Origin of the sequence: Winogradskyella sp., from assembly GCF_013042245.1 — a bacterium.
Taxonomy (GTDB): Bacteria; Bacteroidota; Bacteroidia; order Flavobacteriales; family Flavobacteriaceae; genus Winogradskyella.
Genome location: NZ_JABDQL010000059.1, coordinates 23,651 through 33,590, shown reverse-complemented (window position 1 = coordinate 33,590; position 9,940 = coordinate 23,651). Strand labels below are relative to the sequence as shown.

Sequence of the window (9,940 nt, the reverse complement as noted above, 5' to 3'; positions counted from 1 at the left end):
AGATTATACTGTTTCCAATATTTTCTGTGACAATATTAATTTTAGGTTCTTGCGGAGAATATTTTACAGCATTATCCAAAATATTAATAATGACATTCGTAAAGTGACTGTCATTAGCAAGTACCGTTGAATACTCAGCATTTAAATCCGTTTTTATATACCCTTTTCTGTCTTCAACTATCAGCTCAACATGGTCAACAGCCTCTTGAATTAAGTCGTGCAAATCCACCCTGTCCTTACTAATATTTAATTCATTTTTTTCAAGTTTAGATATCCTTAATACATTTTCAACCTGTGCATGCATTCGTTTATTTTCTTCCTTTATCATTGACAAATAACGCGCGACTTTCTCCTTATCATCTATTACCTGAGGATTTTTGATGGCATCTAAAGCTAAATTTATAGTTGCAATTGGCGTTTTAAACTCATGTGTCATATTATTGATAAAATCAGTCTTAATTTGTGAAATCTGTCGCTGCTTTATTAATTGATAAATGGCACTCGTATATGCTAGAATGATAATTGCCGTAAAGACTATCGATAAAACTATCATCCACAAAATAGTGGAAAATAAAAACTTATTACGCTCCGGAAAATCCACCCAAAGCGTGTAGGAACTCTCATCATTAACATCTAGAAATATAGGAACCCCATAAGAATTAGTTGTTTTCTTAAAATTCTCTGTTCTAACTTTTGTAGATAAATCATCATCAAAAATTGCAAATTCAAAGTCTGTTTTTACACCTTGATTGTTAAGGTTCTTTTTAACGAAATTTAAAACTAACTCTGTGCTTACACGTTTGTTAATTGGATATTGATACTGACTTACTAAGGCCTTATAAGAATCTCTGTATAAGAAATTTTTAGCTTCATCATTCATGTTGTCTAATTCTCTTATCTGAGATACACGCTCCATGGAACCATTATCTAAAGAGGATTTTTGGTAGACTTCAGTAATTCTTTCATTAGTATATTTACTAAAGTCAGTACTATCTGCATCTATTTCAAAGAACAAAGATGGTATTTTAAAACGCTCTTCGAGAACGATGTTTTGATGAACTATCGTTTTATCATTTTCATTATCTTCAAAAGCAACAAGTAAACGTTGTACTGCTGTTGAATCTGGCTCATTAGTATTAGATAGATAAGGTTGTAACTTATCTCTATAATTCCTATATTCATAGTCGTCTATCTGATTCGATACTAAACTAAGAGCTGTTTTTACGTTTAAAGTAAATTGTTTACTCTCATTTTCTAGACTACTATTAATAAAAAATGATTGAACGAAAATAATACCTATGAGTGATAGACTCATCAATACCACCAATAACACAAAAAGCTTTTTGTTCATCGCTCAAATTTAACATTTTAACATTTAGCCTAAATTGTGTTTAACCTTACATTAACACAAATGTTAAAATTTGACTCAATTTAACTTTGATAATAGCTGATTATGGATAGAAGTAACTTGTTTTTTTGACTCTTCTAAATTATTGTTATAAATAACAAAATCTGATTGGGCAATTTTATCAGCGTCTGGAAGTTGATTGGAAATTATAGCTGCTACTGAAGCTTTAGATGTGTTGTCGCGATTAGTAACTCTGCGTATTCGCTCTTCTTCGTCAGCAACAACGGTTATAATGTAGTCGTATTGGTCTTGAAGATTATTTTCAAAAATTATGGCGACTTCTTTTAGTACGTAAGGTGCTTGTTGTTTTTTTATCCAACGCTTAAAGTGAGCGCCAACCTTAGGGTGTACAATACGGTTCATTTTTTGAAGTAGTGTCTTATCATTAAATATTTTTTGACGTAAATAATCACGATTTAAAGTATTATCTACATAAGCAGTATCTCCAAAAAGAGCTATTAATTTTTTACGAATGACTTTAGAACGATTCATTAAAGCCTTAGCCTCATCATCTGCATGATAAACAGGTATACCATACTCTTCAAAATATCGTGAAATAGTTGTTTTACCACTACCTATTCCACCGGTGATCCCTATGATAATATGATTATTATTAGTTTTCATTAATTGGCAATAATAAATTCTAAATTGTTTTGAAGCAATCGTGTTCGCTTGACTAAATCAGACTTTTTTGCAATCTGAATATTTAATGTAGACTGTGAATCGTTCTTAACATCATTGAAATCGGACACTAACCGAAAATCTTCGGGCTTAACATTTTTAAAATTCTCAATATCTACATAGAAAATCAAGTCCACTTCTTTTGGAAATATATTTACAATTTTACCAGTTGGAATATTAATTAACTCCACGGGTAATGTAAACTCACCTTCAGTAAAACGTCTCACCTTTGCTTCAAGGTATAGGTTTTTGGGCATAAACTCAACATCCTTAACACTGACTAACGTAATAGATTTAGAAATATCCTTGTTTATATTTTCTAGTTGAAATAATTTTGTTTCTACAGAATCAATTGTGTCTATAATCTGTTTTGAACCAATTACCTTTATAGAGTCTTGAGATAATTTAAAATTATTCACTATATCAAATCCGTCAGAAAAGACAACTTTTTTATTTAATACTACAGGCACTTTTTTAGATGCTAACATATCATATTTGAACTCAATGGTATCTGGTTTAATATCTAATATTTCAACAGATTTTCCAAGTAAGGTATTGAGCTTATATTTTTTATTCTTAGCATCCCAAAATAAGCTTTTATTTTTTTTGAACATTTCTGACTGAACATCAATGGTTATAGTCTCACTGTCATTAAACATATATTTTAACAAACTAAATCCCTTTGACTTCACCATCACTTTAACCTTAGGTAGTGAGTCGTTTACTATCACTAATTCGTCTTCGAGATTAGATAATTCGACATTTAAAGAAACCTCTTCTGTATAATCTTGTGATAGTTTAGTAAGTAATAAAAACAAAAAAGCAGCGCCTAAAAAAGCACCAAAAAGCTTGAGATTACCTCTTTTTATTTTGCCAAAACCGTATTTAGATTTTCTTTTATTCATTTAAAAAACAATTTAGGAAAAATCTCTTGAGCAGCTTTTTTTGAAAGCATGAATTTCAGTGTTGATTTTACAAATCCATAACCATATCCATAAAATTGAATACAAACAGCTACTAAAGACATAATAGCTATTTGGATACTCTTCGTAGAAAGCAATGCGCTAAATAAAATAGCTGAAAAGTAAATAGCGTAAAAAAAGATAAAATAGTAGAAACCATTAAGCGCAAAAAACAGACTTGTTACTAATCCTAAAACAAAAATAGTAGGAAACCAATAGGTTATTTTTTTTGAGCTAGGATGCCACTTATTGAGTATAGGTCTAACCTGACCGAACTTATGAACCTGCTTATAAAATTTTTGCCAAGAAATACGTCTCTTATGATAGACAAATGCTGACACTATTAGTGTTGTTTTATATCCTAGGTCTCTTAATCTTAGTATTAAATCTGGGTCTTCTCCTGGGTGTATTTTTCCAAAACCGCTTGATGCGTTAAAGGCTTCTTTTGAAAGCCCTAGATTAAAGCTACGAGGTTCAAAATCTCGGCGTGCTCTTTTACTTCCACGAATTCCTCCAGTGGTTAAAAACGAAGTCATTGAAAAATTGATTGCTTTTTGTAAATCACTGAAAGATTCATGAGCAGCATCTGGTCCACCAAAACAATGGTAAAAGGTTTTTGATAAATAATCATCTACCTCTAGAAGATAATTTGATGGTAGAATAACGTCAGAATCTAATACTATAAAGTAATTACCTTTAGCACGTTGCATTCCATAATTTCTAGAATCGCCAGGACCCGAGTTCTCTTTAAAGAAATAACCAATATCCAATTTATTTGAAAACTTAGATATAACTATTTCCGAGGTTTCTGTAGAGCCATCCTCAACGATTACAATTTCGAATTTAAAATTACCTTCTAATTTTGTGAAACTTTGTAAAAGTTCTTCAATTTCATTGGGCCTATTATATACAGGGATTATAAATGAATAATATAACGATTCCATGATAACAAAAGTAAGTATAGTAAATAGAAAAAGCCATTACAATAGCAATGGCTTTAAACGTATTTAATAATTTAATTTACTCTTTCTCCACAAAAGCCTCCATTACAGCATCACTTACCCCCATATTACTAAAACCGCCATCATTAAATAGGTTTTGTAATGTAACGCGCTTAGTCAAATCACTAAACAAAGTAACCGTATAATTTGCGCAATCTAATGCTGTTGCATTTCCTAAAGGGGACATTTTTTCTGCATAAGCTATAAAGCCATCAAAGCCTTTAACACCTTGGCCAGCTGTTGTTGGTGTTGGTGATTGAGAGATGGTATTTACTCTTACTTTTTTATCGCGTCCAAAGAAATACCCAAAACTACGCGCTATACTTTCTAGATAAGCCTTGTTATCCGCCATATCATTATAATCTGGAAAAACGCGTTGTGCGGCCATATAAGTCAATGCTACTATACTTCCCCACTCGTTCATAGCATCATTTTTATATAATGCTGACATTACTTTATGAAACGACATTGCAGAAACATCCGTTCCCTTTTGCGTCCAATCGTACTTTTGGTCTGTATACGGTCTTCCTTTTCTAACATTTACTGACATTCCTATAGAATGTAATACAAAGTCCATTTTTCCTCCTAAAATCTCCATAGACTTTTCGACAAGGTTCTGCAAGTCTTCTTCAGAAGTGGCATCTGCAGGAATGATTTGAGAACCTGTCTTCTCAGCAAGTTCATTAATTTGTCCCATTCGCATAGCAATTGGTGCATTGGTTAAAACAAACTCTCCGCCTTCTTCATGAACACGCTCTGCTGTTTTCCATGCGATTGAATTTGGGTCTAATGCTCCAAAAATGATTCCTTTTTTTCCTTTTAATAAATTATATGACATTGTTAATTCTATTAATTAATCTTTATAATAAGTTTCAAATATACTATTAATTGAGCAACTGTTTGGCATGAGCAATTGCCGACTCTGTAATATCTGCGCCGCCCAACATCTGTGCCAATTCTACCACGCGTTCGTCTTGAGACAGTAATTTCATTTGGGTTTGCGAGAAGTCATCCTTATCGGTTTTATACACTTTATAATGCCAATTTCCTTTTGAAGCAATTTGAGGCAAATGTGTGATAGAAAATATTTGCATATGCTTACTCATACTTCTCATAATATCTCCCATTTTGTTTGATATTTCTCCAGAAACACCTGTGTCGATTTCATCGAACATCAATGTAGGCAACTTAACGTAATTAGCAAGAATTGATTTGATAGCTAGCATAATACGAGATAGCTCGCCTCCAGATGCTGATTTTTTTAACTCAGTAAACTGCCCGCCTTTATTAGCCATGAATAAAAACTGAAGCTCATCTTTACCATTGTATGTAAACGCTTCATGCATTTGCAATTGGATATCAAAACGTGCATTGGGCATACCTAATTGACTCAAAATATTTTCAAGATCTTTTTTGAATCCAGGAATGATTTTGGCACGCTTTTCATGAAGCTCATTGGCTAAGGTATTTAAACGTTCTTCGGAAATTTTAATTTTGGCTTCTAATTCTGAAATATCAGTATCCAAGTTTTCTGAAGCATTTACTTTTTGAGAAAGCGTCTCACTAATTTCTAATAGCTCTGAAACCTCTGAAACTGAATGCTTATGTAATAAGTTGTTTATGACTTTAAGTTTTTCACTAACATTTTCCAATTCTTGAGGGTCAGAGGATAATTGCCCTTCGAGATTATCTAATTCTAATAAAATATCATCTAATTCAATTGCTGTACTTTCTATACGTGTTCGGATAGCTTCGTATTGCTTCCCGAAAAGGCTGATATTAGAAAGCTGACGTTTGACTTCGTTCAATCTTTCAATAATACCTAATTCTTCAGCGTCAATCAATGACTTTGAATAGCTTAGTGTTTCATTTATAGTTTCTACATTATTTAATTGCTCATAAGCAGCTTCTAACTCGTCTAATTTTGCGTCTTCAAGTTGGGCTTCTTCCAACTCGTTAAGCAAAAACAGATTATAATCGTACTCCTTTTTAGCTTCACTTAAAGAGTTTTGTAATTTAACAAGTTCCGTCTTCAAACTTTTATAAAGCTTTAATTCCGACGTGTAATTATTTAAAATCGTATCGTTTTTAGCTAAAGCGTCAATTACCTTAAATTGGTAAGAATCATCGACCAATTGTAAGGTTTGATGTTGCGAATGTATATCTAGCAAGTATGTACTTAAATAGTTTAAGTTCTCAAGGTTTACGGGTGTATCATTTACAAAAGCTCTTGATTTACCTGATGGCAAAATCTCTCTTCTTATTATAGTTTGCGGGTCGTAATCTAAATCTTTATGAGTAAATACTGACTTTAAATCATAATTAGCAATATCAAAAATAGCTTCTATGATGCACTTTTTAGATTTGTCTTTTATCTGTGTTAAATCTGCTCGTTTTCCTAAAACTAGAGATAAACCACCTAGAAGAATAGATTTTCCTGCTCCTGTCTCACCTGTAATGATAGAAAAGCCATTGTTGAACGAAACTTCGAGTTCGTCAATTATAGCATAGTTAGTAATGGTTAACGCAGTGAGCATTGAATGCAGTTTTATAGTTACAAAGTTAATCTTTGTAATCTACAAAATGAAAATAGGCTGTATTAAATTTAGAACGTAATCTTTTTCCACTTTGAAGCGTGGATTGGAGCAATCTTATTTAAACCATCTACAAGCTTAGAAATATTTACGCTTGGTCCTCCCCCAAAAATCTTTGCAACTTCGTTGGCTTTAGAGTCAAAAAATACTCGCATTAAAAAAGAATTTGGTCTACGAGAATGCATCTTTTGTAGCTCTAGTATCGCTTCTGCAATCTTTTCTTTTGCAGCTTTTACATCTTTATGCATAAGGTCTAATCCATCTCTATGGTAACTGTACATTGTTGTTCTAAACTCCTTATATGTAGGAGATAAAACATTGTCAATTAATGCAAAACGGGACTGTAAACCATCTTCTAACTTCCAACCAGGAGCATTACCTTGAACAGAATAACCTGCTATAGTTTGTGCTTGTCGGTAATACAAATCTCCACCGTTTGGTGCAAATGTATCCGCATCCATCGCCAATATCATATAAATATGAAAGGTTAGCATTGAAATCAAATTAGATTCGAATTGATTTGGATTAAATACCAGATTCTGAAATTCGATGTAATTAAATTGAAAATCTCTGTCATTAAATGTGTAAACTGGTGTACTGTAAGTAGAACCAAACACAGGTCTTGATGCTTGTACTTGTAATGTTGCAGAAAAGGCATCATTACTATAGTTCTGAACGTTAATGAGAAAACTACAGGTAATACGCTCTTGAGCTTTGTAGTTCTTATCCGTCCATTGAGTATTATTTATAAACTCTTTGAGCTGACGCTCTAAAGTCTGAAAAACAACATTATTATCATTACCTGTTTGTTGAGCAACTACAGTTACTGTAGCATTTAATTCTTGAGCTATCACCACAGTAGATGTTAATAGTAAGAAAATTAAAAAAAGTTTACGCATTTATTAGCTTTAATATTTGTTGCCATAAGTCTCTAGCGACCTCGCTTTTGGACTTGAGCTCGTTTTCAATAACCTCGTTAGATTCCGTTATAAATGTAACTTTATTTGTTGAGCCACCAAAACCTGCCCCTTTATCTCTTAAGGAATTTAACACTATAAGATTAAGGTTTTTAGACTTTAACTTGCGCTTAGCATGCTCTAATTCATTATTAGTTTCTAATGCAAAACCTACCAAAAATTGGTGCTGCTTTTGCTTCCCTAATGACTTTAAAATATCCTTAGTTTTTTCTAACTCAATAGTAAACGTAGAATCGGACTTTTTTATTTTCTTATCTGCAACTTGTTTTGGTCTATAATCTGCGACTGCAGCAGACAAGATAGCAATATCAGAAGATTTGTAGTGCTTATGAACCTCATCATACATCTCTTGTGCACTAACAACAGGTTTCACATCAATTAAGCTATATTGTACTTTTTGATATGTTGGTCCTGAAACTAAGATTACCTCAGCTCCTAGATTTGCCGCAGCTTTTGCAATTTCAAATCCCATTTTACCACTAGAATGATTTCCTATAAACCGAACAGGGTCTAAAGCTTCGTAAGTTGGTCCAGCTGTAATCAATACTTTTTTACCGTTTAGTGGCAACTGACTTAGTATATCTTTTTCTATAAAATTCACTATATCTTCAGGCTCGGCCATACGACCTTCTCCTACTAAACCGCTAGCCAGTTCTCCACTAGTTGCGGGAATCATAGTATTACCGTAAGATTCTAATTTTTTGAAAGAGTGTTTTGTAGACTGATGCTTATACATATCCAAATCCATTGCTGGAGCAAAATAAACTGGACATTTTGCAGATAAATATGTAGCTAATAGTAAATTATCACAGATACCGTTAACCATCTTTGATAATGTATTAGCCGTAGCTGGTGCAATAACAAATACATCTGCCCAAAGGCCTAACTCTACATGGTTATTCCACAACGCATTATCATCATCCTCATTAGTGAATGATGAGTAGACTGGATTTTTAGAAAGTGTGGATAGTGTAAGTGGTGTTATAAAATCCTTAGAAGCAGGTGTCATCACTACTTTGATGTTGGCACCTGCTTTTATAAATTGTCTTACTAAGTGAGCCGTCTTATATGCTGCTATACCAGCTGTAACTCCCAGTAAGATATTTTTGTCTTTAAGAATAGACATTTAGTGTTTTATTCCTGAGTATTTTCCTCAGTATTTCTATGGTAAATTTTACCTTCTAACCACTCTTTTACTGCTAATGCATGTGGTTTAGGTAATTTTTCGTAAAATTTAGAAACTTCAATTTGTTCTTTGTTTTCGAAAATCTCTTCTAAACTATCATTGTATGTTGCAAACTCTTCAAGCTTATCTACCAATTCTCTTCTGATATCTGTATTTATTTGCTCGGCACGCTTTGCAATAACAGAAATTGCTTCATAGATATTATCTGTAGGAGCGTCAATTTGATTTCTGTTGTAAGTTAACGTCGTCGTAGGAGCGTCAGTCTTCTTTAAATCCATATTCTATAGTGATTAACTTTTACTTTCTTGTTTTACTTTCTCTAATTCTTCTTTTAAACTATTGGCTTCGTCCAAATATTTTGTATTTGGATAAGCTTTTATGAGTGCGTTATAATCTGCTAGAGCGATTTGGATTCGTTCTGGTTGAAGTGATGCAATACTTAAAATAGCTAGATTATATTCTGAATTAAACTTATAATACAGTGCATCTTCTCTTAACGTTGCTCCAGGAAAATCTAATAAAAAATTATTAAATGATTTTATAGAAGCTTTATAATCGAAAATATGATTGTATTGCTTTGCAATTTCAAAAGCCTTTTTTTCTAACTTAAAATCCAATTCTTTCACTAACTCGTTAGCCTCTGGAAGGTATTCTGAATCCGGGTAAGAGTTAATAAATAGCTGAACTTTCTCAATGGCTTTTACTGTTTGTTCGATATCCTTAGAATAAATTGGAGACTCCTCGTAATAACTCTTAGCCGATAAAAATGCTGCCTCTTCAGCCTTTTCACTCTTTGGATATGAGCTTACAAATTGCTCAAATCTGTATCCAGAAAGATAATATTGTTCTTGCTTATAAAAACACATAGAATGCATATACATCAATTTTTCAGCCTGAGGCTTGCCTCTATACTTTGGGACAATTTGCTCAAAAAGACGATTAGCCTTGCTGTACTTACCAGCATCAAAAAGTTCCTCGCCGGTTTTGAATTTTAAGCCAATATCTTCAGATTTCATTACTTTCTGAAAATCACTACAAGAATTGAAAACCAAAAGTGCTAATAGGATGTAAACTAGTTTTTTCATAAATTTAAAACAGTGTGCAAAAGTATGCATATTTAACGGATTTTAA

General features: G+C 32.7%; 10 protein-coding genes. All 10 read right to left on the bottom strand.

Annotation, left to right across the window (positions count from 1 at the left end):
* On the bottom strand, positions 1-1,351 hold a 1,351-nt coding region (locus HKP48_RS04840), incomplete at its 3' end, for a histidine kinase dimerization/phospho-acceptor domain-containing protein (RefSeq protein ID WP_296343396.1).
* 75 nt (positions 1,352-1,426) lie between these two features.
* Positions 1,427-2,032, bottom strand: a complete 606-nt coding sequence (gene coaE / locus HKP48_RS04835) for a dephospho-CoA kinase (protein WP_296343394.1) — start codon at positions 2,030-2,032, stop codon at positions 1,427-1,429.
* Positions 2,032-2,994, bottom strand: a complete 963-nt coding sequence (locus tag HKP48_RS04830) for a YbbR-like domain-containing protein (protein ID WP_296343391.1) — start codon at positions 2,992-2,994, stop codon at positions 2,032-2,034. Before HKP48_RS04830 ends, coaE begins: the two co-directional genes overlap by 1 nt.
* On the bottom strand, positions 2,991-3,995 hold the full coding sequence (locus HKP48_RS04825; protein ID WP_296343390.1) for a glycosyltransferase: 1,005 nt from the start codon (positions 3,993-3,995) through the stop codon (positions 2,991-2,993). The genes HKP48_RS04830 and HKP48_RS04825 overlap by 4 nt, the downstream gene beginning before the upstream one ends.
* A 76-nt stretch (positions 3,996-4,071) precedes the next feature.
* Positions 4,072-4,890 carry an SDR family oxidoreductase gene (locus tag HKP48_RS04820; protein ID WP_296343387.1) on the bottom strand — a complete coding sequence of 273 codons (819 nt, stop codon included), beginning with the start codon at positions 4,888-4,890 and terminating at the stop codon, positions 4,072-4,074.
* Positions 4,891-4,936: 46 nt separating this feature from the next.
* The gene (gene recN, locus HKP48_RS04815; protein ID WP_296343385.1) at positions 4,937-6,589 is read right to left on the bottom strand and encodes a DNA repair protein RecN; all 1,653 of its coding nucleotides are present in this window, start codon (positions 6,587-6,589) and stop codon (positions 4,937-4,939) included.
* Positions 6,590-6,657: 68 nt separating this feature from the next.
* Positions 6,658-7,545, bottom strand: coding sequence for a DUF4835 family protein (locus tag HKP48_RS04810; protein WP_296343383.1), 888 nt, complete (start codon positions 7,543-7,545; stop codon positions 6,658-6,660).
* Complete coding sequence (gene coaBC, locus HKP48_RS04805) at positions 7,538-8,749, bottom strand: bifunctional phosphopantothenoylcysteine decarboxylase/phosphopantothenate--cysteine ligase CoaBC (protein WP_296343381.1); 1,212 nt, start codon at positions 8,747-8,749, stop codon at positions 7,538-7,540. Before coaBC ends, HKP48_RS04810 begins: the two co-directional genes overlap by 8 nt.
* 8 nt (positions 8,750-8,757) lie before the next feature.
* On the bottom strand, positions 8,758-9,087 hold the full coding sequence (locus HKP48_RS04800; protein ID WP_296343380.1) for a DNA-directed RNA polymerase subunit omega: 330 nt from the start codon (positions 9,085-9,087) through the stop codon (positions 8,758-8,760).
* Between the two features lie 12 nt (positions 9,088-9,099).
* Entirely contained in the window at positions 9,100-9,894 is a 795-nt protein-coding gene (bamD, locus tag HKP48_RS04795) for an outer membrane protein assembly factor BamD (protein WP_296343378.1), read from the bottom strand.
* Between the last annotated feature and the right edge of the window lie 46 nt (positions 9,895-9,940).

Excerpts from the sequence above, each read along its gene's own strand:
- recN (WP_296343385.1), bottom strand. The coding sequence starts at position 6,589 with ATGCTCACTGCGTTAACCATTACTAACTATGCTATAATTGACGAACTC.
- bamD (WP_296343378.1), bottom strand. The coding sequence starts at position 9,894 with ATGAAAAAACTAGTTTACATCCTATTAGCACTTTTGGTTTTCAATTCT.
- HKP48_RS04800 (WP_296343380.1), bottom strand. The coding sequence starts at position 9,087 with ATGGATTTAAAGAAGACTGACGCTCCTACGACGACGTTAACTTACAAC.
- HKP48_RS04820 (WP_296343387.1), bottom strand. The coding sequence starts at position 4,890 with ATGTCATATAATTTATTAAAAGGAAAAAAAGGAATCATTTTTGGAGCA.
- HKP48_RS04810 (WP_296343383.1), bottom strand. The coding sequence starts at position 7,545 with ATGCGTAAACTTTTTTTAATTTTCTTACTATTAACATCTACTGTGGTG.
- HKP48_RS04825 (WP_296343390.1), bottom strand. The coding sequence starts at position 3,995 with ATGGAATCGTTATATTATTCATTTATAATCCCTGTATATAATAGGCCC.
- coaBC (WP_296343381.1), bottom strand. The coding sequence starts at position 8,749 with ATGTCTATTCTTAAAGACAAAAATATCTTACTGGGAGTTACAGCTGGT.
- HKP48_RS04830 (WP_296343391.1), bottom strand. The coding sequence starts at position 2,994 with ATGAATAAAAGAAAATCTAAATACGGTTTTGGCAAAATAAAAAGAGGT.
- coaE (WP_296343394.1), bottom strand. The coding sequence starts at position 2,032 with ATGAAAACTAATAATAATCATATTATCATAGGGATCACCGGTGGAATA.